Here is a 25,603-nt window from a genome sequence, read left to right as displayed (position 1 = left end):
CGATCTGGGGTCTCGAACCCCCGCCCGCGCCCGGAACCCCCCACACCCACTGCCGACATCGCCAGGACCGGACCCCTGATCACCCGCACCACGATCACCTCCCCCGCGCGCGGCCCCCCGCCGTGCGGCGATACCCCCTACCCACATTCCGGAGCCTTCCATGCTGCTCGCGGCCGCTCCCGCTGCCGAGACCCCACCCCACACCGGTGGCCTGCTCGCGCTCATCCCCGGCACCGCCGGTCTGCTGACCGTCGCGGTCCTCGGCATCGCCCTTCTGCTCTACCTGATCATCAAGGTCCGGCTGCAGCCCTTCATCGCGCTGCTCGGCGTCTCCATAGCCGTCGGCCTGGGCGCCGGGCTCTCGGTCACCGAACTCTTCGGCACGGTCCAGAAGTCCGACGCCGTCTCGCTCATCGAAACCGGCATGGGCGGCATCCTCGGCCACGTCGCCATCATCATGGGCCTGGGCACCATGCTCGGCGCGATCCTGGAGGTCTCCGGCGGCGCCGAGGCGCTCAGCTCCCGCCTGCTCGGCCTCTTCGGGGAGAAGCGCGCCCCGCTCGCCATGGGCCTCACCGGCCTCATCTTCGGCATACCCGTCTTCTTCGACGTCGGCATCTTCGTCCTCGCGCCGATCGTCTACGCGGCCACCAAGCGCAGCGGCAAGTCGATCGTGCTCTACGCGATGCCGCTGCTGGCCGGGCTGTCCATGACCCACGCCTTCCTGCCGCCGCACCCCGGCCCGGTCGCCGCCGCCGGACTGCTCCATGTCGACCTGGGCTGGGTCATCCTGATGGGTGTCCTCGTCGGCATCCCGTCCGTCCTCGCCGCCTGGGCGTACGCCGCCTGGATCGGCAACCGCATCTTCGTCCCCGTGCCGCAGGACATGGTCGAGGCGGCGGAGGAGGCCCGGGAGGCGGTCGCGGCCGAGCAGCGCGCCGCCGGCAGGCAGCCCACGGAGCAGCCGGTGTCGGTGGGCACGGTCCTCGCCATCATCGGTACGCCGCTGATCCTCATCCTCTTCGCGACGTTCTCCTCCATCGCGCTGGACCCGAGCACCGGCCGCTCGGTCATCGAGTTCTTCGGCCACCCCTTCGTGGCGCTGACGATCGCCCTGCTGCTGGCGTACTACCTGCTGGGCATCCGGCGCGGCTGGTCCCGCAAGTCCCTGGAGACCGTCTCCACCACGTCCCTCAAGCCCGTCGGCAACCTTCTGCTGATCGTCGGCGCGGGCGGCGTCTTCGGCGCCGTCCTCAAGGGCAGCGGTGTCGCCCAGGCCCTCGCGGACGCCTTCGACAGCGCGGGCCTGCCCGTCATCCTGCTGTCCTACCTGATCTCCGTGGTGCTGCGGGTCGCCCAGGGCTCGGCGACCGTCGCCATCGTCACCACCACGGGGATCGTCTCCCCGATGCTGGCTTCGGGCGACTACTCACAGGCCCATCTGGCGCTGGTCATCATGGCGATCTCGGCGGGCTCGATCTTCGCCTCGCACCTCAACGACGGCGGCTTCTGGATGGTGGCGAAGTACTTCGGGATATCCGAGCGGGACACCCTGAAGTCGTGGACCGTGCTGGAGTCCGTGCTGTCGGTGGCGGGCTTCGCGGTGGCGGGCCTGCTGAGCCTGGTGATCTAGCGCCTCTCACCGTGGGGGAGCCCCGGGGTCCGCAGGGACCCCGGGACTCCCGGCCGGTCGGCGTCAGCTCGTCGCGCAGTACTGCGCTTCCTTGCCGATCGACCGGTACATGCAGTCCGCGTTCTCCAGCAGCTGGAGCACCGCGTCCTTGTTACGGCTCGTCTCGCGGTCGATCACCTCGTCCGGCGGGTAGAAGCCGCCCGCTCCGCTCGACGACGGGTACATCTCGAAGGTGTATGCGAACACCTTCTGCGAGCCCCACAGCCAGTCGTCGATCGTCCCGTCCGTGATGTAGAGGTCGCTCGACTGCTCGGGGGTGTAGCCGTTGCTCGCGGCCATCTTCTTGCCGATCGTGGCGAACGCGTCGTAGTCGTCCTTGGTCATCCCGGTCGTGGTGTCGCTGTACGTCCAGCCGAACGGCCACAGCACCAGCTCGCTGTAGGTGTGGAAGTCGATCGCGGCCTTGAGCTGCTGCTTGCCGCCGACGACCCGGCTGCGCGCGAAGTCCGCGACGACCTTCACCTCGGGGGCCGACTCGGCCTTGGCGCCGCGGTAAGTCTCAGAACCGGCGGAGCCGGAGGAGCCGCCGCAGCAGCCCCACTTGAAGTCCCAGTTGCGGTTGAGGTCGGTGCCGACGGAGGAGGAGCCGGAGTTGGGCTGCCGGTTCTTGCGCCAGCTGCGGTAGTTGCCGGTCGCGATGTCGTACTCGCCGCCGTCCGGGTTGAGGTCCGGGACGATCCAGATCTCGCGGCCGTTGACGATGTCGGTGATGCGGGAGTCGGTGCCGTAGCCGTCGGTCAGCTGGTGCACCAGATACAGCGCCATCTCCACGGTGAGGTGCTCCCGTGCGTGCTGGTGATGGGTGAACAGCACCTCGGGCTCGGCCTCGTCGGTGGCCACGTTGTCGCTGATCTTCAGCGCGACGATGTTCCGGCCCTCGTACGACTTTCCAATGACACGCTTGCTCAGAATGGCGGGGTACTTGGCTACGGCCGCGTCGATCTCGGCGTTCATTTCGGCGTAGTTGTGGTACTTCGAGTCCGCCGAGGGGAAGTCGAACGGCGCGGTGGCCCGGCCCTTGCTGCGGTCGGCCGGACCGGGCAGCGCGGTGAGCCGGTAGCCGAGCGCGCGCAACCGCTTGACCTGGGCGGAGTCGGCGGTGACGACGACGGAGCGGGCGTCCGTCTCGTCGATGGAGACGCCGGTGGCGGCGACGGCGGAACGCTCGGCCGGGGAGGCAGGGCCCGCGATCTCGTACTGGCGCACGTTCTCATCGGCGGCCGCGTGAGGCACCGCGTCGGCCGCCGCATCGGCCGAGGTGGCACGCCCGGGGGCCGGATCGTCGGCCTGGGCCGCGATCGGCGCGGCGAGGGCGAGGGACAGCAGGGCGGCGAGGGCGGTAACCCGTCTGCCGCGGGTGCGAAGTCGCATACATGCTCCTGGGGGGTGAGAGGCGAGCGACTGCTGCGCCAGTGTTCGGCCATGCGCATGACATGGTCAAGGGCGGGAAATGGTCGAAGCCGAAGGAACTTCTCATCGAGGGAAGGAACCCCCCTGTGAACAGACCTCTCGTCGGCGCGCTCTCGGCCCTCTTACTGGGCGGCGCGACCCTCGCGGGCGTCGGTGCCGCCCCGGCGGCCGCCTCCTCCTCCCACCCCCAGGCCGCGCAGGCGGTCGACTTCGCCGGAACGGTCGCGCTCAGCAACTGCTCCGGCTCGGTCGTACGGACCGCGAAGTCCGCCGACACCGACCCCGCGCTCGTCCTCTCCAACGGGCACTGCCTGGAGACCGGCTTCCCGGGCGCGGGCGAGGTGATCGTCGACAAGGCGTCGAGCCGCAGCTTCACCCTGCTGAACAGCTCCGGCGGGAGCGCGGGCACGGTACGGGCGAGCAAGGTCGCGTACGCGACCATGACCGACACCGACGTCTCGCTGTACCAGCTGACCTCGACGTACGCGCAAATACAGCAGCGGTACGGCATCAAGGCACTGCAACTGTCGGACAGCCGCCCGGCCCAGGGCACCAGCATCAAGGTGGTCTCCGGCTACTGGAAGAAGATCTACTCCTGCAATATCGACGGATTTGCATACCGCCTTAAGGAAGGCGACTGGACCTGGAAGGACTCGGTCCGCTACACCTCCGCCTGTAACACGATTGGCGGAACGTCCGGTTCACCCGTCGTCGACGCCACGACCGGCACGGTCCTGGCCGTGAACAACACGGGCAACGAGGACGGCGCCCAGTGCACCCTCAACAACCCGTGCGAGGTCGACGAGAGCGGGAAGGTGACGGTCCGCAAGGGCATCAACTACGCCCAGGAGACGTATGGGATCACCAAGTGCGTGACCACCGGCAACAAGATCGACCTCACCCTGACCGGATGCGCGCTGCCCAAGCCGTGACGTAGCGCGGGGGCTGCCCCCACCACGGTCCGGGGGCGGACGCCAATGCGCCCCCGGGCCGCTCGCACAAAGCTGAGGACCCTTGTCACGCCGTCAAGACACGTCAGAGATGAGGGTCCTCATGCGAAGAACGCGCCGTGCGCCGAACATGGCAGCCGCCTGTGCCGCGTTACTGCTGCTTCCCGCCGCCGCGGCGGTCCCGGCCGCGGCGGCCACCCCGCAGGCGGCGGCGGTCTCCCCGGCCACCCATGGCCGGGGCGCGCTGGTGTCCGTCGAACGGCTGTACTCGCTGGCCGCCCCGGACGATGTCGCCGCCGAGCTGCGCTCCAGCGGGTTCGACGCCGGTGCGGTCCGCTACGGCGTCGACGCGTACCGGCTGACGTACCGGACTGTCGACCCGCACGGCCGCCCCACCACGGCGAGCGGACTGCTCGCCCTGCCGCGCGGGCGGGAAGGCGGGCTGCGCGCGGTCTCCTTCGCCCATGGCACCGGCAGCCACAAGAGCGACGCGCCGTCCATGCGGCGGCACGGCTTCCTGCCCGCGCCGCCGCTCACCTACGCGTCGGCCGGGTTCGCCGCCGTCGCGCCCGACTACCTCGGCATGGGCACCGGCCCCGGGCTCCATCCCTGGATGGACGTCCCCTCGGAGACCACGGCCTCCCTCGACATGCTGCGCGCCGCCCGCGCCGTCGTCCCCCTGGAGCGGAAGGTCGCGGTCACCGGCTTCTCGCAGGGCGCCTCGGCCGCGCTGGGCCTGGCCCGGTCGCTCCAGACGGGCGAGGACCGCTGGTTCCGGCTGGGCGCGCTGGCGCCGGTGAGCGGGGCGTACGACTTCGGGGGGACGGAGCTGAAGGCGCTGCTCGGTGGGGAGCTGGACGAGAAGTCGAGCGTGATCTACGTGGCGTACACGCTGGTCGCCTTCAACCGGCTGCACGATGTCTACGACAGTCCTGCACGGGTGTTCGAGAAGAAGTACGCCCCGCACATCGAGTCGCTGTTCGACGGTGCGACCACCGGGGAGGACCTCATGAAGGGCACCCCGGAGAAGCTGGACGACCTGCTCACCGACGAGGGCCGGCGGCTGCTCAAGCATCCGACCGGGGAGTTCGCCGCGGCGCTGCGGACGGCCTCCCGGGTGTGCACCGGCTGGGCGCCGCGGGTGCCGACGCGGCTGTATGTGGCGGGCGGGGACAGGGAGGCGGCGGTGGAGAACACCGCGTACTGCCGGGCGGAGCTGCGACGCCGAGGGGCGGAGGTCCCGGTGGTCGACGTAGGCCCCGTCGACTACCAGAACTCCCGCCACCTCGGCTCGAACGTCGCCGCGACGGCGTCGATCGTGCGCTGGCTCAGCGATCTGGGCTAGCTACGGCAGGCCGTGGACCTTCGGGCCGACCGCCTTCGACCAGGCGTTGCCCGCCGCCGCGTCCCAGTTGGTGGACCAGGTCATCGCGCCGCGCAGGCCCGGGTAGGTCTTGGACGGCTTGAAGCTGCCGCAGCCGGTGCCCTTGGTGAGGCAGTCCAGGGCCGCGTTCACGACCGCCGGTTCGACGTAGCCGGAGCCCGCGCCGCTGGGCGAGGCGGGGACGCCGATGCCGACCTGGGACGGGGCGAGGCCGTTCTCCAGCTGGATACAGGCGAGGGAGGTGAGGAAGTCGACCGAGCCCTGGGCATAGGTCTTGCCGTCGCAGCCGTTCATCGAGCCGCTGTTGTAGTACTGCATGTTGACGACGGTCAGGAAGTCCTTGATGCCGAGGGCCGTCTTGAAGTACTCGGTGGACGGCGACTGCATGTCGATCGTCTGGGGTGCCATCGTCACCACGACATCGCTCTTCTTGTCGTGGACGGCCTTCAGCGCCTTGGTCATATAGGTGGCGTTGACGCCGTTTTCGAGGTCGATGTCGACGCCGTCGAAGCCGTACTCGTCCATGAGGCCGGTGATGGAGGTGGCGAAGGCGTTCGCCGAGGCGTCGTCACTGACCGACACCGCGCCGTTCTGGCCGCCGACGGAGATGATGACGGACTTGCCCGCGGCCTGCTTTGCCTTGATGTCGTCCTTGAACTGCTGCTCGCTGCCGTAGCCGACGGCCGGGTCGAGGTTGAAGTCGACGGCGCCCGGGGAACCGGTCGCGTCCGCGAAGGAGACGGCGATGATGTCGTAGTCGTCCGGGACGTCCGCGAGCTTCTGCACGGTCGCGCCGTTGTCGAAGTTCTGCCAGTACCCGGTGACCGCGTGCGCCGGGACGGCGGCGGTCGCGGGGCCGTGCTCTTCGGCCGCGTGTCCGGTGCCGGTGGATATCAGCCCGCCGGCGGCGAGCGCGGCGACCGCCGCGGCTCCGAGCAGTTGCTTCCTGATCTGGGGGGATTGTGCGCGTACCACGACAGCCTCCGAGCGTGGGGGGAGAAAAGGAGGTGGTGCCAGTGCGCGTCCAGGGGCCCCTGAGGCGTGCGACCAAGGTGGTCCAGACCAATGCGGTTGTCAAGTCCATGAGGTGTATCCGCTGGTCACGGGCTACTCCCCGCCGTAGGCCGGAGGAGCGGGCGCACCGGGAGGGTGTAACTCAGAGGAACTGTTCTCTCACGCGGCTTTCGTGGATAAAGTGACGATGCACCAGCCAGGGGCAGTTCACGAACTGCGGCCGCCGCCGCTCGGCGACGACGTGAGACGGGGTAGCCGACGTGCCCACCGCGATAGCAGTCACCAGCCGTGAGCTGGTGCTTCCACCGCCCGACGGGCAGACGCCGTCGGCCGTAGTGCTCCGGCCGCCGGAGGAGCAGTCGTTGGACGACGCGCTCGCCGAGACCGGGGCGCTCCTCGACGTTCAGGGCTATCTGGTCGCGGTCTATCCTGCCGCCACGCCACCGCCCTTCGTCCGCAGACTGCATACCGTGCGTTCCGTACTGGAGAGCGACCGGATCGCGCTGTGTCCGCTCGAACTGCCGCCGCTGGCCGTCGCCGTCATCGCGCGTCAGCTGCGTCAGCTGTCGGTCTCCGACCTCGGCCCGGGCGTGCTGGCCTGTTCCGCCCGGCTGCTGGCGCACTACGTGCACGCGGGGGCGCTGCTCGGCAGCGTGGCCAGGCTGGACCGGGTGCCGGTGAGTCTGACCTCGCACGTCAAGTCCTGGATGCCGGGGGCCCAGTTCGGCGTCCTCGCGCACCCCGAGCCGCAGCTGGTCAAGGTGGGCGGTGGCGGCGCGCTTCCGGGGCCCGCGTACGCCACCGATATGACCGTCGCCCGTGGCCAGCTCACCAGCCATGGCCATGGGACGGCCCCGCGCGACGACTGGGTCGGCGGGGCACTGGCGCCGTCCTGGGGCGTCGGGGAGGTCCAGGAGGTGCCACTGGCCGCCGAGTCGGCGCGCTGGTGGGGCACCCCGAAGCTGATCGAGTTCGCGGCGGCCATCCCGGACCTCTCCGTGCTCTACCAGCTCGTGGCGTCCGTACGGAGAGAGGAGTGCCACTGGTGCGGCTTCGAACTCATCGGCGACCGCTGCGCCTTCTGCTCCTGCCCGGTGCCGCGCGGCGATGAGATTCCCGCCCTGGCCCGGTCCGCCGGGCGCCCAGCCCTGACCAGCCGGTAAACGTCCCACTCACGAGGTTGTCCGTCCATGAATTCTCGCCAGCGCCGTGGAGTCATCCTGCTGGTCCTGTCGGTCCTGTGCGCCGGTGGCGCGTTCGCCGGAGTGCTCTCGGTCGTCAACGACGTGGAGTCCAAGGTCGGGCCCGAGACGACCGCGTACAAGCTCAAGTCGGACATCAATCCCTATGAGGCACTGGAGCCGGGGGCGTTCGAGGCGGTCTCGATGCCCGAGCGCTGGGTGCCCGACGCCGCGATCACCGATCTGGACGAGGTGCGCGGCAAGATAGCCGTGACCGAGCTGAGCAAGGGCTCGCTCCTCCAGAAGGGCATGATCGTCGACCGGCCCGCGCTCAAATCCGGGCAGCAGGAGATCGCGATCATGGTCGACGCGGCGACGGGGGTCGCGGGCAAGATCACCCCCGGGTCGAAGGTCAACGTCTACGCGACGTTCGAGGGCAAGGCGCAGGGCGAGAAGTCGGTCTCCAAGCTGATCGTCCAGGACGCGGACGTCATCGACGTCGGCAAGATGTCCGCGCTGAAGCCGGACGAGAACGACGACCGGCGCATGAACCAGGCCGTGCCGATCACCTTCGCGCTCGACACCAAGGACGCCCAGCGCGTCGCGTACGCCGAGTCCTTCGCGTCCCACGTACGGCTCGCCCTGATCGGCCCCGGCGGCGACGCCTCCGTATCGCCGCGCGACCGCACCTACACCCTCGACGGCGACAAATGACCCCTGTGAATCCCGTGAATCCCGTGAGTGAGGAGGTGCCGCGGTGACGATCAGAATCCTCCCGGCCGTCAGCGACGCCGACGCGGCCCGCGCCATCGGCGGGCTGCTCGGCCAGCTGCCCGGCGTCGAACCGTCGGCGCCGGTGGGCGACTCGACCCGGCTGCTGGACACCCTCGCCGCGCTGGCCGCCGCCTCCCTGGAGGAGCTGCCGGAGGTCGTCCTCGTCCATGAGCGGATCGGCCCGTCCCCCGCCCTGGAGCTGATCCGGGAGGTCGCGCTGCGCTTCCCGGCGGTGGGCGTGGTGCTGATCACCGGCGACGCGGGACCGGCCCTGTACTCGGCCGCGATGGACGCGGGCGCGCGCGGCATCGCCGGGATACCGCTGTCGTACGACGAGCTGGCGGCCCGCGTCCAGGCCGCCGCCCAGTGGGCCACCGGCGTACGGCGCCACCTCGGGGGCGGCGGCGATGTGGCCGCCACCGGGCCGGGTGGCACACTGGTCGCCGTCGCGGGCGCCAAGGGCGGGGTCGGTACGACCGTCACCGCCGTCCAGCTCGCGCTGGCCGCGCGCGCGGCGGGCCGCACGGTCGCCCTGGTCGACCTGGACCTCCAGTCCGGCGACGTGGCCTCGTACCTCGACGTCCAGTTCCGGCGCTCCATCGCCGACCTGGCCCAGATCACCGATATCTCGCCGCGGGTGCTCCAGGACGCGGTCTTCACCCACCACACCGGCCTCGGGCTGCTGCTCGCGCCGGGGGAGGGCGAACGCGGCGAGGAGGTCACCGACCGGGCGGCCCGGCAGGTCGTGGGCGCGCTGCGGACCCGGTTCGAGCTGGTGGTCGTCGACTGCGGTACGCAGATGACCTCGGCGGGCGCGGCCATCGTCGAACAGGCCGACACCGCGCTGCTGGTGACCACCCCGGACGTGGTCGCGGTGCGGGCCGCCAAGCGGATGGTGCGGCTGTGGGACCGGCTCCAGGTCCGCAAGGCCGAGGAGACCGTGACCGTCGTCAACCGGCACACCCGCAGCGCCGAGATCCAGCCGCAGCTGGTCGCGCGCGCCACGGGAACGGCGGTGGCGCGGACCGCGATCCCGGCCGGGTTCAAGGAGCTGCAGCCCGCCGTCGACTCGGGGCGGATGCAGGACCTGGACCCCAAGTCGGCCGTCAAGCAGGCGCTGTGGGGGCTCGCCGGGGAACTGGGCCTGGTGGACGGGGCGCAGGGCACACCCCCGCCCGGCCGCCGCGCCTCCCACCGGGGCGGGTCCGCCGGAAGCGGCGGCGACCGCTCCCTGCCCGGAATGCGGCGGCGCCGTGCCCTAGGGGCGGGGCCGTATGACGACGGTGACGGTGACGGCGGCGGTGACGCGGGCCCGGGGACGGACGCGCTCAACGAGATCCCGTCGTCCGCCACCGGCCGCTTCCTGCGCAAGCGGGGCGGCGGCGACCGCGGCCAGGTCACGGTCGAGTTCATGGGCGTTCTGCCGCTGGCGCTCGTCGTGCTCGCGGTGGTCTGGCAGCTGGTGCTCGTCGGCTACACGTACTCGCTCGCGGGCAACGCGGCCGACAAGGGGGCCAGGGCGGGCGCGGCCGGGGGCTCGGCCGCCTGCCAGGCCGCGGCGCAGGACGACATTCCCGGCTCTTGGAGCGCCGACATCGACTGCCCCGGCGGGGGCGGCGGCGCGGTGTACCAGACGACGGTGAAGCTGTACGTCCCGATCCTGTTCCCGGGCGCCTCCGACTTCCCGTGGACGGTGACCGGCTCGGCGGGCGCGTCCGACGAGACGGAAACCGCGGCGGGCACGGGGCAGTGAGGGGGCCTACAGCGATGACCCGACGGAGAAGCCCCGGGCGCGACCGGCATGGATGCGACCGGCGCAGTCGGGATCGGGGGCAGGCGTCGATCGAGTTCCTCGGCTTTCTGCCGCTCCTGATCCTCGTCGCGCTGGCCGCCGTCCAGATGGGCATCGCCGCGTACGCCGTCCAGCAGGCGGGCACGGCGGCGCGGGCTGCGGCGCGTACGGGCTCCCAGGACGAGCCGGGCACCACCCCGGCGGCCGCCGGTCAGGCGTCGATCAGCGGCTGGCTGGCCGGTGGGACGGACATCAGCGGGGGGAACTGCGGCGGGGGCGAGGCGAGCGCGACCGCGTCCGTCACGATCCCCTCGGTCTTCCCCGGCTTCGACGACTTCGGCAGCGCGGAGAGGAGCGCCACCATGCCGTGCGACGACGGACCACTCCAGGCGGCTGGAGGGCGGCCATGAGCCTGCGGGCCCGTATCAACGTGCCCGAGGGGCCCGCGGAGGGGCGACAGGACGGGCATCTCGTCGCCGTCTACCGCGCCAAGCTGCTGGAGGAGATCGACCTCGCCGAGATGTCCTCGCTGGCCGCCGCCGAGCGCCGGACCCGGCTGGAGCGCGTCCTCGGCCACATCATCAGCCGCGAGGGCCCGGTGCTGTCCACCGGCGAACGGGCCCAGCTCATCCGCCGGGTGGTGGACGAGGCGCTGGGCCTCGGCGTGCTCGAACCGCTGCTGGAGGACGCGTCCATCACCGAGATCATGGTCAACGGGCCGGACCAGATCTTCGTGGAGCGGGCGGGCCGGGTGGAGCTGGTGCCCGTCCGGTTCGCGTCCGAGGAGCAGCTGATGCAGACCATCGAGCGCATCGTCTCCACCGTCAACCGGCGGGTGGACGAGTCGAATCCGATGGTGGACGCCCGCCTGCCGTCCGGTGAGCGGGTCAACGTGATCATCCCGCCGCTGGCGCTCACCGGCGCCACGCTCACCATCCGCCGCTTCCCGCGCGCCTACACCCTCAGCGAGCTGATCGGCATGGGCACGCTGGACGAGCAGATGCTGATGCTGCTGGCGGCGCTGGTGCGGGGCAAGTTCAACGTCGTCGTCTCCGGACCCACCGGCTCCGGAAAGACCACGCTGCTCAACGCCCTCTCCGGGCTGATCCCGGACGGCGAGCGGATCATCACCGTCGAGGACGCCGCCGAACTCCAGCTCCAGCAGACCCATGTCATCCGGCTGGAGTCCCGGCCGCCCAACGTCGAGGGCAAGGGCCGGATCACCATCCGCGACCTGGTCCGCAACTCGCTGCGCATGCGCCCCGACCGCATCATCGTCGGCGAGGTGCGCGGCGGCGAGACCCTCGACATGCTGCAGGCCATGTCCACCGGCCACGACGGTTCGCTCGCCACCGTCCATGCCAACAGCGCCGAGGACGCGCTGATGCGGCTCCAGACGCTCGCCTCGATGTCCGAGGTGGCGATCCCGTACGAGGCGCTGCGCGACCAGATCAACAGCGCCGTGGACTGCATCGTCCAGCTCGTCCGGCAGGCCGACGGCTCCCGCCGGATCAGCGAGATCGCGCTCCTCGACAGCCATGGCCACGAGGAGTACCGCATCGCCACCGTCTGCCGCTTCGACGCCCAGCCGATGGGCGCCGACCGGATCGTGCACGGACAGTTCTCGTACTTCCCGCTCCCGGAGCGGGTCGCGGAGCGGCTGCGGATGGCCGGTGAGGCGGTGCCGCCCGCCTTCGGGGTGGCCGCCTTCCCGGCGCAGCTGACCACGCGGGGCGCCGCGTACGAAACGGGCGCGTACGGCACGGGCCCGTACGGCAAGGGTCCGGACGACACGGGCGCTTACGGCGCGCGGGATGGGAGGTAGCCCCGCATGGACCGGCTCGCGGTGCTGGCACTCGGCACGACACTGGTGTGCGGCGCGCTGGGCGTCGCCGGGGTGCACACCTACGCCCGGGGGACGGACCGGCAGCGCGCGCTGATCGACCGGCTGTCGGAGTCGGGGGCGGCGGAGGCGACCGGGCGCCTCCGCCGCTTCGCCCGGGTGGACCGGCGGCTGCGCACCACCTCCCTGGGGCGACGGCTGGAGCTGCGGCTGGCGGCGACGGGCCTGGACATCACGCCAGGCGAGTTCTTCGTCTACACGGCCGGGGCGGCGGCCGGGCTGTGGCTGCTGGCGGCGTCGCTGCTGGCGTCGTTCTTCGGCCCGATCGCGGCCGTCATCGCCGTCTGGTCGGCGTTCGGGTTCCTGAGCTGGCAGCGGCAGAAGCGGATCGAGCGGTTCATCAACCAGCTGCCCGAGCTGTCCCGCATCCTGGCCAACGCCACCCAGGCCGGGCTGGCGCTGCGGACCGCGCTGAGCATGGCGGCGGACGAGATGGAGGCCCCGGCGGGCGAGGAGCTGTCCAAGGTCTCGGCCAAGCTGGCGGTGGGCCACTCGGTCGACGACGCGCTGGGCGAGCTGGCCGAGCGGCTGCCGTCCCGGGAGCTGGTGGTGCTGGTCACGACGCTGGTGCTGTCCAACCGCGCGGGCGGGACCGTCGTCAGCTCGCTGCGCAACCTCACCCACACGCTGGAGGAGCGGAAGGAGACCCGGCGTGAGGTCCGCACCCAGCTCTCCCAGGTGACCGTCACCGCGTATGTGGTGCCGCTGATGGGCATCGGGACGCTGCTGCTGATGGACCGCATCTCGCCGGGTTCGCTGGACCGCATGACCGCGTCCATCTGGGGGCAGGCCGCGGTGATCGGGGCCTTCGCCCTGTACGGGATCGGCTTCTTCCTCATCCGCCGCATGTCGAAGATCGACGTCTAGGGGTACCTCGCATGGGTTCTGGAGTGCTGCTGGCGCTGGCCGCGGGGCTCGCGGTGGCGGGCGTCGCGTACGGCATCGCGCTGTACCGCAGCGAGGCCAAGCTGCCGAGCGACCTCGCGGTCGCGCTGGAGGTCGGGGCGACCCGTACGAACGCGGTCGGCTCGGCCGTCGACCGGCTCGGCATGCGCTACGCGCCGCTGGTGCTGCGGATGATGGGCGAGAAGCGGGTCGCCCGGGTGCGCCGCCGGATCGATCTGGCGGGCCATCCGGGCGGGCTGACGGTCGACCGGTACGCGGCCCGCCGCGCGGTGTACGGGATGCTCGGTTTCGGCGGCGCGCTGGTGATGCTGATGAAGGGCCAGCTGCTGCTGGCCCTGCTGCTGGTCGTCTTCGGCCTGTTCTGGATCGAGGTCGGCATCTGGGCGGCGGTGCGGGAGCGCAAGGACGCGATCGACCGGACCCTGCCCGATTTCCTGGACGTGCTGGCGGTCGTGGTGAGCGCGGGGCTGGGCTTCCGGCAGGCGCTGGACCGGGTGTCCGAGAAGTACGAGGGTCCGTGGGCCGATGAACTTCGCATCACACTTCGGCAAATGGACATGGGGGTCAGCCGCCGCCAGGCGTTCGAAGAACTGCGGAAGCGGAACGACTCCGAACAGGTCGCCCAGTTCGTCACGGCGCTTCAGCAGGGCGAGGAACTGGGCGCTCCGATCGTCGAGACACTGATCGCCATCGCGAACGACATGCGCCGTACGGACGCCCAGAACGCCCGCCGCCGCGCCGCCCGCGCCGTCCCCAAGGCGACCATGGTCATCACCACCTTCATGGTGCCCGGGACGATGGTGCTGCTCGTGGCGGGGTTCTTCATCGGGTCCGGTACGGACTTCGGTTCGGTCACGGGAGATTGACGGTCATTTGGGCGAATATGCTTCGCGATCGCAATCGGGTGTGGGACAGTCGTCGACGGTGGACTCCTCGGCGGCGGGAGGGGGTGAGACGGATGGGCCGCGGCGGCGGAGGTCCGCGCACAGGGTTCGAACACCGTGTATCGGGAAGGCAATGCCCCCTGGGACACTGTTCCGAGGCAGCTGTTTCGGCGTACTTTGCTCGTGTCGCGAGCGACACCACGGGGGTTGAGTCGCCGGACCACAGTGGGACGGCCACCCATGGAGGGGAACACGATGGGGAAGCGCGTTATGGGGAACGACCGGGGTCAGACCTCGATCGAGTACCTGGGGATCATCGCCGTGGTGGTCGCCATCGTCCTGGTACTGGCGACGACGGACTTCGGAAGCATGATCGCGAATGCGATCTCAGACAAGATCGCTCAGGTCGTCGGCATCTGAATCCGAGCGAGCGTGTGAGTCGCCGCGCGCGTGACCGCGTGAAGGCTCGTGGATATCGCAACGGCGATACCGGGCAGGCCTTTCCGATATACCTCACCGCGGTCGCGGCCCTGCTCTTCCTCGCCCTCGCCTTCTTCGCGGTGGGCCAGGCCGGGGCCACCCGCAACGGCGGACAGACCGCCGCCGACGCGGCCGCCCTCGCCGCCGCCCAGGACTACCGCGACCAGCTGGGCACGGCGCTGCTGGCCGCCGTGACGGACGGCGGCGCGCTGGAGGACCTGCTGAACGGGCGGGGGATCGGCGTGGGTAACGCGTGCGAGCAGGCCGAGTGGTTCGCCCAGCAGAACGCCGCGAACCTCACCGGGGACCGCTGCGTCCCGGGCTACCTCCCCACGTCGTTCACGGTCACCGTCAAGACGCAGAAGCCGGTGGGCAAGTCCGTCATCCCCGGTACGGAGAGCCAGTACGGCGAGGCGGAGGCCAAGGCGGTCATAGGTCCGCGCTGTACGCTCCAGCCGCCCGCCGAGCCGTCGCCCGCCCCCACCCCCACCACGAGGCCGACACCGACGCCGACGGGCGACGAGGACGGCGGAGACGGCGGAGATGGCGGTGGCGACGAGGGCGAGAAGCCTGCCACCGCCCTGAAATGCGACGGCAGGACAGTGACCATCGACCCGGCACACCCGGAACTGCTCCCGGACGTCAAAGACCTGTTCTCCGTGCACCTTGCCGACTGAGCGACCCAGCGACTGAGCGACTGACGAGTAGACGAGCAAAGGACAGCGAACGATGAGCATTCGGCACACGACGAAGGCCCGGAGGGGGGCTGCCGCGGCGGCGCTCGCAGCGGCCCTGGCCCTCGCCGTGGCCGGGTGCGGCAGCGGCGACGACGGCGGGGGCGGCGGGAAGGGGGACGGCTCCCCGCAGAAGTCCACCGAGGCCAAGACCGACGACGGGCAGGGGGAGACGGAGCCCGCCGCGGACTCCAAGAAGGTCATCGGCGAGATGAAGGGGCCGAAGAACATCGTCGTCACCCTCCACTCCGCGGAGCGCGACAGCGGCGGCTTCGTCACCGTCAGCGGGACGGTGACCAACCGCGGCAGCCTGCTGTTCAACCCGGTCGACTGGCGCTCCTCGGAAGTGGAGCTGGCCAAGTCCCGTTCGTCCGTGTCGGGTGCGACCCTGGTCGATGCGAAGGGCAAGAAGCGGTATCTCGTACTCCGGGACACCGATGGGCAGTGCCTGTGCACGACGGGGCTCTCCGGGATCAAGCAGAACGAGAGCCGCCCGTTCTTCGCGCAGTTCCCGGCCCCGCCCAAGAGCGTCACGGAGGTCGACTTCCAGCTCCCGACGATGCCGTCCGTCAGCATCAAGCTCTCCGGGTGAGCCCCGCCATGCCGACACGGACGACAACCCGCCGCGGCGTAACGGCCCTGGCCGCCCTCGCCCTCGCCCTCACCTTCGCCACCCCGGCCCCTGCCGACAGCGGCCCCGGCGCCCCCGCCGACACCAGGCCACCCCTCAAGATCGACGCGAACGACCCCGATCTGCGGATGCCCGAGGGCGCCAAGCTCGCGGCCGGGCGGGTCCTGGACATCAAGTCGGTCGTCGAGACGGACAACGGCGACGAGCGCCGCGAGGACACCAACACCAAGGTGAGCTTCGCCCTCCAGGCCGAGGTGCTGTTCGGCAAGGACAGCGCCAAGCTCGGCGCCAAGGCGAACGCCCGTATCCAGCAGATCGCCGACGAGGCGAAACGGCAGGACGCGAAGAGCGTCCGGGTCTTCGGCTTCACCGACGACCTGGGCTCGGCGGCCCACGGCCTCGAACTGTCCCGGAAACGCGCCGACGCGGTGCAGCAGCGGCTGGCGGCGAGCCTCGACTCCTCGGTCGCGTACCAGATCCGCGGCTACGGCGAGCAGTACCCGATCGCGGACAACGCGACGGAGGAGGGCCGCAAGAAGAACCGCCGAGTAGAAGTCAGCTTCCCCCGAGGCGCGTAGGGGTGGGGGAAGGGCCCCCGGCGGGGCGTGCCGCATCATGGTGCACGTTGCCCACCCCCGCACGGGAGTCCCCCTGAGTACCACCGTCGCCGAGATCCTCGCCGTCACGCTCCTGCTCGCCGTACTGGCGTTCGCCGTCGCCCGCCCCCGCGGCTGGCCCGAGGCTGTCGCGGCGGTGCCCGCGGCCGCGGTCGTGGTGGGGGCCGGGGCCGTGACACCGGCGGCGGCGTGGGCGGAGACGCGGAGCCTGCTGCCCGTCGTCGGGTTTCTGGCGGCCGTGCTGCTGCTGGCGCAGATGTGCGCGGACGAGGGGGTGTTCGAGGCGGCGGGGCAGGCCGTGGCACGGGCCTGCCGGGGGCGTACGGACCGGATGCTGGGCGGGGTGTTCGCGGTGGCGGCGCTGGTCACCGCCGTACTGAGCCTGGACGCGACGGTCGTCCTGCTGACCCCCGTGGTGTTCGCGACCGCGACCCGGCTCGGCGCCCGCTCCCGGCCGCATGTCTACGCCTGCACCCATCTGGCGAACTCCGCGTCGCTGCTGCTGCCGGTCTCCAACCTCACCAACCTGCTCGCCCTGGAGGCGAGCGGACTCTCGTTCACCCGGTTCGCCCTGGTCATGGCCCCGGCCTGGCTGGTGTCCATCGGCATCGAATTCCTGGTCTTCCGCCGCTTCTTCGCCGCGGACCTGGCCGCCGGGACCACGAAGCCGCCGCCCGCCGAGTGGCCGCCGGTGCCGGTGTTCGCGCTGAGCGTGCTGGGGCTGACGCTGGCCGGGTTCGTCGGGACGTCGCTCGCCGGGCTGGAGCCCGCGTGGGCCGCGGGGGCGGGGGCGCTGGTGCTCGCGGTGCGGGCGGTGCGGCGGGGGACGACGACGGTACGGGGCGTGGTCGGCGCGGCGGGCCCGCTGTTCTGCCTGTTCGTGCTCGCGCTGGGCGTCGTGGTGCAGGCGGTCCTGGACAACGGCCTGGAGGGGGCGCTGTCCCGGGTGCTGCCGGTCGGCACCGGCCTGCCCACCCTGCTCGCCATCGCGGGCATCGCGGCGGTGCTGGCGAACCTCGTCAACAACCTGCCCGCCACGCTGGCGCTGCTGCCGATCGCCGCCGAGGGCGGCCCGGGCCCGGTCCTGGCCGTGCTGATCGGGGTCAACCTGGGCCCCAATCTCACCTACGTCGGTTCCTTGGCCACGCTGCTGTGGCGGCGTATCGTCCGCCACCACGGGGCGGACGCCGACTCCGGGCTGGGCGAGTTCACCCGCCTCGGGCTGCTCACCGTGCCGACCACGCTGGTGGCGGCGACGGTGGCGCTATGGGCCATGCTGGCGACGCTATGAGAGCGATGAGGCTATGAGGGCTATGAGGAACTCATGATCGTGCTCATCTGGATCGCCGAGGGCACCTGGCAGTCCACCGTGGACGCCGCCCGCGACCACCTGCCCGCCGACGGCGGCGCCGAGATCCGTCTGCTGTACGTCACCGACGACCAGGTGGCGGGCGCCGCACACGGCGCCTTCGCCGGGCTGCTGGGCCGGGGCCGCCCCGGGCGGGACCCGGGGGATCAGATGGAGGAACTGGCCCGGACCGCCGCGTCCGAAGCGCTGGACGCCGCCGCCGAGCGGCTGCGGCGGCCCGCGGCGCGGCTCCAGCGGCACGGCCGGGTCGAACACGAGGTGGTGCGCGAGGCGGACGGCGTGGACCTGCTCATCTGCGCCCGCGACGGGGACCGCGACCGGCTGGGGCCGCACAGCCTGGGGCCCGCCGCGCGGTTCGTCGTGGACCACGCGCCGTGCGCCGTCCTGCTGGTGTGGCCGGAGACAGTGCCCGGTATCGAGTCGCTGCCGCCACCGCCGCCGTGAGCGAGTCGGGTCAGGACTCGATCCAGTTGTGCGCCTGGGCCAGCTCGATGACCCGGCGCCGCACCTGCTTGATCTGGTCGGCGGTGAGACTGCCGCCCATGTCGACCAGCGACTCGGTCAGCTCCTGCCGGAACTCGCCCACCGAGAGCACGTCGCACATCGTGTCGTCACCCGAGTCCGAAGGCGCGGAGGGCGGCCGGACGACCGGGGCCGCGGAGCGCTCCAGGATGCGGACCTCGGACGCCTTGGGGCCCTTGTCGCCGTACTCGGGGATGAACCGCACCTTCGAACCGGGCTGGAACAGGTGCTTCTCGTCCAGGAGATCGTTCGCGTGCATGAACACATCTTCGCCACCGTCGTCCGGGGCGATGAAGCCGTAACCGCGAAACTCGTCGAACCGCAGAATCTTGCCCGTCGTCGTCAACGTGCCACCCCTACCCCTGTACCTCTACCTCTTGTACCTCATGAAAACCGAGCTCAGCGTACAGAAGGCGGTGGAGCCGAAGAAGGGCCGGGGTCGACCGCGACCCGGACGCCCCGCCGCAGGCCCCAGTGCTCCATGGCCCCCGCCTCGGCCTCCAGGACGTGGCGTGAAAACGCCCGTGGCAGCCCGAGCCGCCCGGGGCGCAGGCTGGTGACGGCCAGCACGGTCAGCCGGCGGTCGAGATAGGCGACGTCGATGGCGAAGCGCATCCGGAAGGTGTGCACCCCGCTCGCGGGGGTCAGCAGGATCGCGCCGGTCAGCTCGTCCCGGCCGAGCAGCCCGCGGGCCCGGGCGCGGTAGGAGGCGGCGATCTCCAGCGGTACGACGAGCGGTGCGTCCGCACCGCTCGGGACGTGGAGCGTTCCGGTGCCGTCCCGCCAGCGGCCCATGCGTGTCCCCTCCACCACCCGTCGTCCACCCTTGGGATGAGTGTTCCACCGACGGGTCACCAGGGCCCGCCGCTTCCGTAGGCTCGGGCCGTGCTCCCACCGCTGCTGATCGTCCTCGCCGCCGCGTACGGCGCCGCCGCCGGGCTGCTGGTGCCGCGCCCGCTGTACCGGCTGGCGGTCGAGTCCGGGGAGCCATGGCGCGCGGAGTGTCCGCGCGGGCACGCGCTCACCGGCCCGGCCCGCGGCTGGCTGGGCCCCGCCCGCTGTCCGCGCTGCGAGACGGACGAAGGGGGCGCCGGACCGGCGTACGGGCCGGGCCCGCTGCTCCCCGCCGTGCTCACCGCGCTGGTGTGCGCGGGCCTGGCGGCGGCCACCGGGGTACGCCCCGAACTGGCGGTGTGGCTGCTGCTCGCCCCGCCCGCGGTGCTGCTGGCCGGAGTGGACCGGGCGGTGAACCGGCTGCCGGACGTGCTGACCCTGCCGATGGCGGCCGCCGCGTCGGCGCTGCTCGGCGCCGCCGCGCTGCTGCCGCACAGCACCGGGTCCTGGCCGCGGGCGCTGCTGGGCGGGGTGGTGCTGGGCGGGGCGTATCTGGTGCTGTTCCTGATCAGCCCGCGCGGCATGGGCCTGGGGGACGCCAAGCTGGCGCTGACGCTCGGCGTGGCGCTCGGCTGGTACGGCTGGCCGGTGCTCTTCTGGGGCGGATTCGCCGGGGTGCTGCTGGGGTCGCTGTACGCGATGGCCCTGGTTCTGGCGCGCAAGGCGGGCCGGGGGACGCCGCTGGCGTTCGGCCCGTTCATGATCCTCGGGGCGGGCGCGGGGCTGGTACTGGGGGCGCTCGGCACCGGCTGACGCGCCGAGGGTCCTTCTGACGGATCTCCGCGGCGTCGCGACGCCGCGGAGATCCGTCAGAAGGACCCAGGCGTCGGCGCCACGCACATCCTCACCGCGCCGATGCATGGACAACCGCTCACGAAGGGTTATGGTGGAAACCCCCCCTCGGGCCGGTCCGTACTCCCCCCCACGGACCGGCCCGCTCTATTAGGGGGTTCTCCTCGGATTATCGCGGTGCGACGGCGGCACACAGCCCGCACAGCGCGTCACGCAACGTAACGGCGACGGGGGCTCCGAACGGCCCGCGGACGCCTGTGCGGTGCCCCGATCACCCGTCCGACCGGCTCGGTTAGCCACCCCCGCCGCCCCGCAGTAGGGTGCTGCCCTTGGGGCGGACAGCCATGGCGAGCCATGCAAAGCACTGAGGGGCTGGAAGACGTGAAACTGCGCGACCTGGTGTACGGGCTCTACGCACGCCGGGTGGAGGGCCGCCTCGACCACGACCAGGTGCCCAAGCACATCGGAGTCATCCTCGACGGCAACCGTCGCTGGGCGCGCGCCTCCGGCGGCACCGCCGAGCAGGGTCACCAGGCGGGCGCCAGCAAGATCCAGGAGATGCTGGGCTGGTGCAGCGAGACCGACGTCGAGGTCGTCACGCTCTGGATGCTCTCCACCGACAACCTGGACCGCCCCGCGAAGGAGCTGAAGCCGCTCCTCAACATCATCGAGGGCGCGGTGCGCGACCTGGCCGCCGACGGCCGGTGGCGGGTGCACCACGTGGGGAACCGGGACCTGCTGCCCTCCCACACCCAGACGGTCCTCAAGGAGGCCGAGCGGGACACCGAGCACGTCGACGGGATAGTGGTCAACGTCGCCGTCGGCTACGGCGGCCGCCAGGAGATCGCCGACGCCGTGCGCTCGCTGCTCCTCGACCACGCCACCAAGGGCACGTCCTTCGAGGAGCTGGCCGAGGTCGTCGACATCGACCTCATCGCCGAACACCTGTACACCCGAGGTCAGCCCGATCCCGACCTGGTGATCCGCACCAGCGGCGAGCAGCGGCTGTCGGGCTTCATGCTCTGGCAGAGTGCCCATTCGGAGTACTACTTCTGCGAAGTTTTCTGGCCCGCCTTCCGCAAGGTCGACTTCCTCCGTGCCCTGCGTGACTACTCGGCGCGGCATCGCCGCTACGGCGGCTAATCGCCTTATCGCATAAAGAAGTTCACCGGCCGGGGCCGGACGCGACACCGCGTCCGGCCCCGGCCGCCGTGTAGCACGCCCGTTCCTCAACGTTCATGTACGGGCCGTCATATGCCGTTGCATGGCTCCGCACCTTCGAGGGAATATCCCTTCCAGGTCGACGCCCTGTTCCACTGTCCAGTGGGTGTCGAACTGCCAGCGGGCGGCATCGCGCCGTTCGCCCGGGAGGCCCTTTGCACACGGACGACTGTGCGGATCGTGCGTATGACGCGGAGGGCCGGCGCTCGGCCCGTTCCGTGGGGCCTGAGCCCGGTCCGCTCCCCGTCAACGGCGGGGACACCTCACTCCCGCGACGCCGTCGCACCCCAACCTCTCCCGAGGGGGTTCGTCCACCCGTGGTGACCAGCAAGAAACGCCGCGAGCACGACCGGCGCACCTATGTCCTCGACACCAGCGTCCTGCTTGCCGACCCAGGCGCCATGTCCCGCTTCGACGAGCACGAAGTCGTGCTGCCGGTCGTCGTGGTCACGGAGCTGGAGGCCAAGCGGCACCATCCGGAGCTGGGGTATTTCGCCCGGCAGGCACTGCGCCTGCTGGACGAGTACCGCGTCCGGTTCGGCCGTCTGGATGCTCCACTTCCGATCGGCGACCTGGGCGGCACCCTGCGTGTCGAGCTCAATCACTCCGACCCCGGCATCCTGCCCGCGGCCTTCCTGACCCACGGGGGCCGCGTGGGGGACAACGACGCGCGGATTCTCGCGGTCGCCCGGAACCTGCAGGCCGAGGGGTACGACGTCACCGTCGTCTCGAAGGATCTGCCACTGCGCATCAAGGCGTCCTCGGTGGGGCTGCTCGCCGAGGAGTACCGCGCGGAGCTGGCGATCACCGACTCGGGCTGGACCGGGATGGCGGAGCTGGCCGTCTCGGCCGAGCAGGTCGACGACTTGTTCGCCGCCGAGACCGCGTACATCCCCGAAGCGGCCGAACTGCCCGTGCACACCGGACTGGTCCTCCAGTCCGAGCGCGGCAAGGCGCTCGGCCGGGTCACCCCGGACGGGCAGGTACGGGTGGTGCGCGGCGACCGCGAGGCGTTCGGCATCCATGGGCGCAGCGCGGAGCAGCGCATCGCGCTGGACCTGCTGCTCGACCCCGAAGTGGGCATTTTGTCCATGGGCGGCCGGGCCGGTACGGGCAAGTCGGCGCTCGCGCTGTGCGCGGGTCTGGAGGCGGTCCTGGAGCGGCAGCAGCACCGCAAGGTGATGATCTTCCGTCCGCTGTACGCCGTAGGCGGCCAGGAGTTGGGCTATCTGCCCGGCAGCGAGGCCGAGAAGATGAGCCCCTGGGCTCAGGCCGTCTTCGACACGCTGTCCGCGGTGACCAGTGCCGAGGTGATCGAGGAGGTCGTCGGGCGCGGCATGCTGGAGGTGCTTCCGCTCACCCATATCCGCGGCCGGTCGCTGCACGACGCCTTCGTGATCGTCGATGAGGCGCAGTCGCTCGAACGGAATGTGCTGCTGACCGTTCTGTCCCGGATCGGCGCCAACTCCCGCGTGGTGCTCACCCACGACGTGGGGCAGCGCGACAACCTCCGCGTCGGGCGGTACGACGGGGTGGTGGCGGTCGTCGAGAAGCTGAAGGGGCATCCGCTCTTCGCGCATGTCACCCTCAACCGCTCGGAGCGTTCGCCGATCGCGGCTCTGGTGACCGAAATGCTGGAGGACGGCCGCATCTGAGCCGGTTGAATCCGGTACGCCGGTAACGCGCCGTACGGAATGGCCAAAGAGCCTAACCGTGCGGCGCGTTCCCGCGCGTGGATTTCCAGAAACCCTAGGGCGTAAACGGCATGTGAGCTTTCACACCTGCTGGGGAATTGCCTCCGGCTATCCGTGTCCGGCAGGGTGTGGGTTCTGTCAGGCCTCGCATACGGCACACCAGTACCGCCAGCGGTACAGAACCACAGCAGTACCAGAACTGAAGAGAGTTCGCCGTATGCCGCCCGAGCACCTCGCGACCCTCCTGCGGGAGGACGCACCGGGCCAGTGCCTCCCGTGACCAGCCGTTCCCGTCTCGCAATACCCGGGGGCGGAACAAGGGGAGGCCAGCGCACAGGGGCACGATTGCGCCCGCGAGGTCACCTAAGCGGGCGATGCTGGAAGGAAAACCGAGTGAGCCGGATTTCGGTCCGGGGATTCGCAGTGGCCTCGGCCACCGCGGTCACCACTGTGGGCGCCGTCGTCGGTGTCGCCGCGGGTGGCGGGCAGCAGCAGAGCCCGTCCGACCCGATCGAGGCGACCGCCGCCGACTCGACGCTCCTCGCGGACATACCCGCCGGCCAGCAGGCCGTGGCGCAGACAGCATCCCTGACGCAGCAGGCGGACGTTCAGTCCACCGCGGCCGACGCGGAGGCGAAGAAGTCCGCTGAGGAGGCGGCCCGCAAGCAGGCTGCCCAGGACGCGCAGGCCAAGAAGGCCGCCGCGGACAAGGCGGCCGCCGAGAAGCTGGCCAAGGAGCGCGAGGCCAAGAAGAAGCAGGAGATCGCGAGCCGTTCGGCCACGCGGGACGCCGGTGACTTCGTTCAGAAGACCTCGTACTCCATCGCCGATGTCCAGCAGATGGCGCGGCAGATGATCCCGGGCGACCAGTTCCAGTGCTTCAGCAACATCGTGGATCACGAGAGCGGCTGGAACTACCAGGCCACCAACCCGTCCTCGGGTTCGTACGGTCTGGTGCAGGCGCTGCCCGCGTCCAAGATGTCTTCCGCCGGTGCCGACTGGAAGACCAACCCGGCCACTCAGATCAAGTGGGGCCTGGGCTACATGAACGACCGCTATGGCAGCCCGTGTGAGGCCTGGTCGTTCTGGCAGGCCAACAACTACTACTGATCGGTCCGGGCTATCCGGCCGCTCGGTAAAGAGCTTCGCGAAACCCCCGTCCGCCAGGTCGGGGGTTTCGCGCGTCCGCAGCCGGTAACGTCGTCCTGACGACCACGGGGGAACCGGGGGTAGGGAAAGCTGAATGTCCAGATTGCCAGATTGGGTCGGCAGGTTGGGGGCCGGTCTGACCCGGCTCTCCGCACGGCTCGAACGAGAAGAGGCCGCGGCACGCGGTGACGAGGGCGCCGGGGGAGGAGCCGGTCGGCCACCCGGTGCTGCCGACGGCGCCGGAGGCCCGGAGCCGTCCCCGCGCTCGCAGGAGCCATCGGGGCCATCGGAGCTATCGGCGCCGTCGGGGTCCTGGAAGCCCCAGGAGCCGTCCGGGCCGGGGGCCGGGCCGGGGGGAGCGCCGGAGGGGGCCGAGGCGCCCAGTGTGCCCGCCCCGCCCGCCTACGCCCCCGCCGTGTCCGCCCGGCCCGAAGCGGTCGACGCCATCCCCTGGGGCATGCGCGTCGCCGCCGAGGCCGCATGGCGGCTGCTGGTGCTCGCCGGAACGCTCTATGTGCTGATGCAGATCATCAGCTCCGTCCAGCTGGTCGTGTTCTCCTTCACCGTGGCCCTGCTCATTACGGCCCTGCTGGAGCCCACGGTCACCCGGCTGCGGCTGCGGGGCGTCCCGCGCGGCCTCGCCACGACGATCACCTTCATCGGTGGCTTCATCGTCATGGGGCTGGTCGTGTGGTTCGTGGTCTGGCAGGTCATGGAGAACGTCGACGAGCTGTCCGACAAGCTCCAGGCCGGTATCGACGATCTGCGGCGCTGGCTGCTGCACAGCCCGTTCCATGTGACGGAGAAGCAGATCAACCATGTCGCCAAGAGCCTGCGTGAGGCCGTCGGCGCCAACACCGAGGAGATCACCTCGGCCGGGCTCGAAGGCGTCACGGTCGTCGTCGAGATGCTGACCGGCATCCTGCTGACCATGTTCAGCACGCTGTTCCTGCTGTACGACGGGCCGCGGATCTGGGGCTGGACGCTGGGGCTCGTCCCCGCGGCGGCCCGGCCGGGCGTGGCGGGCGCGGGGCCGCGGGCCTGGGCCACGCTGACCGCCTATGTGCGGGGCACGGTGATAGTGGCCCTCATCGACGCGATCTTCATCGGCGTCGGGCTGTTCTTCCTCGACGTCCCGATGGCCGTGCCGCTGGCCGTCTTCATCTTCCTCTTCGCCTTCATCCCGCTGGTCGGCGCGGTGGTCTCCGGCGCGCTCGCGGTCATGGTGGCGCTCGTCACCCAGGGCGTCTTCACGGCGGGCATGGTGCTGGTGGTGGTGCTGGCGGTGCAGCAGATCGAGGGCCATGTGCTGCAGCCGTTCATCCTCGGCCGCGCGGTACGGGTCCATCCGCTGGCCGTGGTGCTCTCCGTCGCGGGCGGTTCGCTGATCGGCGGCATCGGGGGCGCGGTGGTGGCCGTACCGCTGGTGGCCGTCGTCAACACGGTGGTCGGCTATCTGCGCGCGTACAGCCAGGAGAGCTCCCTGCGCGCCGCCCCGCGCCCGCACGGCGCGACCGTCATGGCCACCGCGCCGGTCCGGCCGCCCGAGCCGCCGGGGCCTTCGGGCGGCGCCGGTACGTAACTCCCGTGGCAGCAGCGCGAAGGGGCG

Annotated in this window: 25 protein-coding genes; 21 read left to right on the top strand and 4 right to left on the bottom strand. The window is 71.1% G+C overall.

Going from position 1 to position 25,603, the window contains the following annotated elements; translation table 11 throughout:
- Positions 1-160: 160 nt before the first annotated feature.
- Positions 161-1,633 (top strand): gluconate:H+ symporter, encoded by a 1,473-nt coding sequence (locus ABZ370_RS42400; protein WP_358633403.1) that lies wholly within the window; start codon positions 161-163, stop codon positions 1,631-1,633.
- A gap of 63 nt (positions 1,634-1,696) precedes the next feature.
- Here ABZ370_RS42400 and ABZ370_RS42395 read toward each other — a convergent pair whose 3' ends face one another.
- Positions 1,697-3,064 carry a M14 family metallopeptidase gene (locus tag ABZ370_RS42395; RefSeq protein ID WP_358633400.1) on the bottom strand — a complete coding sequence of 456 codons (1,368 nt, stop codon included), beginning with the start codon at positions 3,062-3,064 and terminating at the stop codon, positions 1,697-1,699.
- A gap of 125 nt (positions 3,065-3,189) precedes the next feature.
- Between ABZ370_RS42395 and ABZ370_RS42390 the strand changes: the two genes are divergently transcribed.
- Both ABZ370_RS42390 and ABZ370_RS42385 read left to right on the top strand, forming a co-directional pair.
- Positions 3,190-4,035 (top strand): serine protease, encoded by an 846-nt coding sequence (locus ABZ370_RS42390; protein WP_358633397.1) that lies wholly within the window; start codon positions 3,190-3,192, stop codon positions 4,033-4,035.
- 121 nt (positions 4,036-4,156) lie between these two features.
- Positions 4,157-5,398 (top strand): lipase, encoded by a 1,242-nt coding sequence (locus tag ABZ370_RS42385; protein WP_358633394.1) that lies wholly within the window; start codon positions 4,157-4,159, stop codon positions 5,396-5,398.
- Here the strand turns inward: ABZ370_RS42385 and ABZ370_RS42380 are convergent, their stop codons facing one another.
- Positions 5,399-6,412: a chitinase gene (locus ABZ370_RS42380; RefSeq protein ID WP_358633391.1), complete on the bottom strand. Its 1,014-nt coding sequence runs from the start codon at positions 6,410-6,412 to the stop codon at positions 5,399-5,401.
- A gap of 299 nt (positions 6,413-6,711) precedes the next feature.
- Here ABZ370_RS42380 and ABZ370_RS42375 point away from each other — a divergent pair, with 299 nt between their 5' ends.
- From ABZ370_RS42375 to ABZ370_RS42315, 13 genes are all read left to right on the top strand, one after another.
- Entirely contained in the window at positions 6,712-7,614 is a 903-nt protein-coding gene (locus ABZ370_RS42375; RefSeq protein ID WP_358633388.1) for a hypothetical protein, read from the top strand.
- A 27-nt stretch (positions 7,615-7,641) separates the two neighbouring features.
- Positions 7,642-8,346 carry a Flp pilus assembly protein CpaB gene (cpaB, locus tag ABZ370_RS42370; RefSeq protein ID WP_358633385.1) on the top strand — a complete coding sequence of 235 codons (705 nt, stop codon included), beginning with the start codon at positions 7,642-7,644 and terminating at the stop codon, positions 8,344-8,346.
- A 43-nt stretch (positions 8,347-8,389) separates the two neighbouring features.
- Complete coding sequence (locus ABZ370_RS42365; RefSeq protein WP_358633382.1) at positions 8,390-10,159, top strand: P-loop NTPase; 1,770 nt, start codon at positions 8,390-8,392, stop codon at positions 10,157-10,159.
- A gap of 14 nt (positions 10,160-10,173) precedes the next feature.
- Positions 10,174-10,608, top strand: coding sequence for a TadE/TadG family type IV pilus assembly protein (locus ABZ370_RS42360; RefSeq protein WP_358633379.1), 435 nt, complete (start codon positions 10,174-10,176; stop codon positions 10,606-10,608).
- Positions 10,605-12,023, top strand: coding sequence for a CpaF family protein (locus ABZ370_RS42355; RefSeq protein ID WP_358633376.1), 1,419 nt, complete (start codon positions 10,605-10,607; stop codon positions 12,021-12,023). The genes ABZ370_RS42360 and ABZ370_RS42355 overlap by 4 nt, the downstream gene beginning before the upstream one ends.
- Positions 12,024-12,029: 6 nt before the next feature.
- Complete coding sequence (locus ABZ370_RS42350; protein WP_358633373.1) at positions 12,030-12,968, top strand: type II secretion system F family protein; 939 nt, start codon at positions 12,030-12,032, stop codon at positions 12,966-12,968.
- An 11-nt stretch (positions 12,969-12,979) separates the two neighbouring features.
- Positions 12,980-13,873 carry a DUF5936 domain-containing protein gene (locus tag ABZ370_RS42345; RefSeq protein WP_358633370.1) on the top strand — a complete coding sequence of 298 codons (894 nt, stop codon included), beginning with the start codon at positions 12,980-12,982 and terminating at the stop codon, positions 13,871-13,873.
- 273 nt (positions 13,874-14,146) lie between these two features.
- The gene (locus ABZ370_RS42340) at positions 14,147-14,311 is read left to right on the top strand and encodes a hypothetical protein (protein ID WP_179936527.1); all 165 of its coding nucleotides are present in this window, start codon (positions 14,147-14,149) and stop codon (positions 14,309-14,311) included.
- Between the two features lie 38 nt (positions 14,312-14,349).
- Positions 14,350-15,048, top strand: coding sequence for a pilus assembly protein TadG-related protein (locus ABZ370_RS42335; protein WP_358633367.1), 699 nt, complete (start codon positions 14,350-14,352; stop codon positions 15,046-15,048).
- A 52-nt stretch (positions 15,049-15,100) separates the two neighbouring features.
- Positions 15,101-15,697, top strand: coding sequence for a hypothetical protein (locus ABZ370_RS42330; RefSeq protein WP_358633364.1), 597 nt, complete (start codon positions 15,101-15,103; stop codon positions 15,695-15,697).
- An 8-nt stretch (positions 15,698-15,705) separates the two neighbouring features.
- Positions 15,706-16,314, top strand: a complete 609-nt coding sequence (locus tag ABZ370_RS42325; RefSeq protein WP_358633361.1) for an OmpA family protein — start codon at positions 15,706-15,708, stop codon at positions 16,312-16,314.
- A 37-nt stretch (positions 16,315-16,351) separates the two neighbouring features.
- On the top strand, positions 16,352-17,644 hold the full coding sequence (locus ABZ370_RS42320; RefSeq protein WP_358633358.1) for an ArsB/NhaD family transporter: 1,293 nt from the start codon (positions 16,352-16,354) through the stop codon (positions 17,642-17,644).
- Between the two features lie 33 nt (positions 17,645-17,677).
- Positions 17,678-18,166 carry a universal stress protein gene (locus tag ABZ370_RS42315; RefSeq protein ID WP_358633355.1) on the top strand — a complete coding sequence of 163 codons (489 nt, stop codon included), beginning with the start codon at positions 17,678-17,680 and terminating at the stop codon, positions 18,164-18,166.
- Between the two features lie 10 nt (positions 18,167-18,176).
- Here the strand turns inward: ABZ370_RS42315 and ABZ370_RS42310 are convergent, their stop codons facing one another.
- Positions 18,177-18,590 carry a cold shock domain-containing protein gene (locus ABZ370_RS42310; RefSeq protein WP_358633352.1) on the bottom strand — a complete coding sequence of 138 codons (414 nt, stop codon included), beginning with the start codon at positions 18,588-18,590 and terminating at the stop codon, positions 18,177-18,179.
- Between the two features lie 53 nt (positions 18,591-18,643).
- A complete protein-coding gene (locus ABZ370_RS42305) occupies positions 18,644-19,039 on the bottom strand; it encodes a DUF192 domain-containing protein (protein WP_358633349.1) in 396 nt (131 codons plus the stop codon).
- Between the two features lie 90 nt (positions 19,040-19,129).
- Between ABZ370_RS42305 and ABZ370_RS42300 the strand changes: the two genes are divergently transcribed.
- The 5 genes from ABZ370_RS42300 to ABZ370_RS42280 all read left to right on the top strand — a co-directional run bounded on the left by ABZ370_RS42300 (position 19,130) and on the right by ABZ370_RS42280 (position 25,576).
- Positions 19,130-19,891 carry an A24 family peptidase gene (locus ABZ370_RS42300; protein WP_358633346.1) on the top strand — a complete coding sequence of 254 codons (762 nt, stop codon included), beginning with the start codon at positions 19,130-19,132 and terminating at the stop codon, positions 19,889-19,891.
- 420 nt (positions 19,892-20,311) lie between these two features.
- Positions 20,312-21,073: an isoprenyl transferase gene (locus tag ABZ370_RS42295; protein ID WP_358633412.1), complete on the top strand. Its 762-nt coding sequence runs from the start codon at positions 20,312-20,314 to the stop codon at positions 21,071-21,073.
- A 395-nt stretch (positions 21,074-21,468) separates the two neighbouring features.
- Positions 21,469-22,806 carry a PhoH family protein gene (locus tag ABZ370_RS42290; RefSeq protein WP_358633344.1) on the top strand — a complete coding sequence of 446 codons (1,338 nt, stop codon included), beginning with the start codon at positions 21,469-21,471 and terminating at the stop codon, positions 22,804-22,806.
- A 432-nt stretch (positions 22,807-23,238) separates the two neighbouring features.
- Positions 23,239-23,955, top strand: a complete 717-nt coding sequence (locus tag ABZ370_RS42285) for a transglycosylase SLT domain-containing protein (protein ID WP_358633341.1) — start codon at positions 23,239-23,241, stop codon at positions 23,953-23,955.
- Between the two features lie 133 nt (positions 23,956-24,088).
- Positions 24,089-25,576, top strand: a complete 1,488-nt coding sequence (locus tag ABZ370_RS42280; protein ID WP_358633338.1) for an AI-2E family transporter — start codon at positions 24,089-24,091, stop codon at positions 25,574-25,576.
- Positions 25,577-25,603 lie beyond the last annotated feature (27 nt).

It is taken from the genome of Streptomyces sp. NPDC005962, from assembly GCF_040629205.1.
Taxonomy (GTDB): Bacteria; Actinomycetota; Actinomycetes; order Streptomycetales; family Streptomycetaceae; genus Streptomyces.
This window is presented reverse-complemented; position numbering and strand designations above follow the sequence as displayed.

What these genes read in the sequence shown, in the direction of transcription:
- ABZ370_RS42340 (WP_179936527.1), top strand. Translation starts at nt 14,147, where the DNA reads ATGGGGAAGCGCGTTATGGGGAACGACCGGGGTCAGACCTCGATCGAG.
- ABZ370_RS42355 (WP_358633376.1), top strand. Translation starts at nt 10,605, where the DNA reads ATGAGCCTGCGGGCCCGTATCAACGTGCCCGAGGGGCCCGCGGAGGGG.
- ABZ370_RS42325 (WP_358633361.1), top strand. Translation starts at nt 15,706, where the DNA reads ATGCCGACACGGACGACAACCCGCCGCGGCGTAACGGCCCTGGCCGCC.
- ABZ370_RS42350 (WP_358633373.1), top strand. Translation starts at nt 12,030, where the DNA reads ATGGACCGGCTCGCGGTGCTGGCACTCGGCACGACACTGGTGTGCGGC.
- ABZ370_RS42330 (WP_358633364.1), top strand. Translation starts at nt 15,101, where the DNA reads ATGAGCATTCGGCACACGACGAAGGCCCGGAGGGGGGCTGCCGCGGCG.
- ABZ370_RS42395 (WP_358633400.1), bottom strand. Translation starts at nt 3,064, where the DNA reads ATGCGACTTCGCACCCGCGGCAGACGGGTTACCGCCCTCGCCGCCCTG.
- ABZ370_RS42360 (WP_358633379.1), top strand. Translation starts at nt 10,174, where the DNA reads ATGACCCGACGGAGAAGCCCCGGGCGCGACCGGCATGGATGCGACCGG.
- ABZ370_RS42385 (WP_358633394.1), top strand. Translation starts at nt 4,157, where the DNA reads ATGCGAAGAACGCGCCGTGCGCCGAACATGGCAGCCGCCTGTGCCGCG.
- ABZ370_RS42315 (WP_358633355.1), top strand. Translation starts at nt 17,678, where the DNA reads ATGATCGTGCTCATCTGGATCGCCGAGGGCACCTGGCAGTCCACCGTG.
- cpaB (WP_358633385.1), top strand. Translation starts at nt 7,642, where the DNA reads ATGAATTCTCGCCAGCGCCGTGGAGTCATCCTGCTGGTCCTGTCGGTC.
- ABZ370_RS42320 (WP_358633358.1), top strand. Translation starts at nt 16,352, where the DNA reads ATGGTGCACGTTGCCCACCCCCGCACGGGAGTCCCCCTGAGTACCACC.
- ABZ370_RS42305 (WP_358633349.1), bottom strand. Translation starts at nt 19,039, where the DNA reads ATGGGCCGCTGGCGGGACGGCACCGGAACGCTCCACGTCCCGAGCGGT.
- ABZ370_RS42400 (WP_358633403.1), top strand. Translation starts at nt 161, where the DNA reads ATGCTGCTCGCGGCCGCTCCCGCTGCCGAGACCCCACCCCACACCGGT.
- ABZ370_RS42280 (WP_358633338.1), top strand. Translation starts at nt 24,089, where the DNA reads ATGTCCAGATTGCCAGATTGGGTCGGCAGGTTGGGGGCCGGTCTGACC.
- ABZ370_RS42345 (WP_358633370.1), top strand. Translation starts at nt 12,980, where the DNA reads ATGGGTTCTGGAGTGCTGCTGGCGCTGGCCGCGGGGCTCGCGGTGGCG.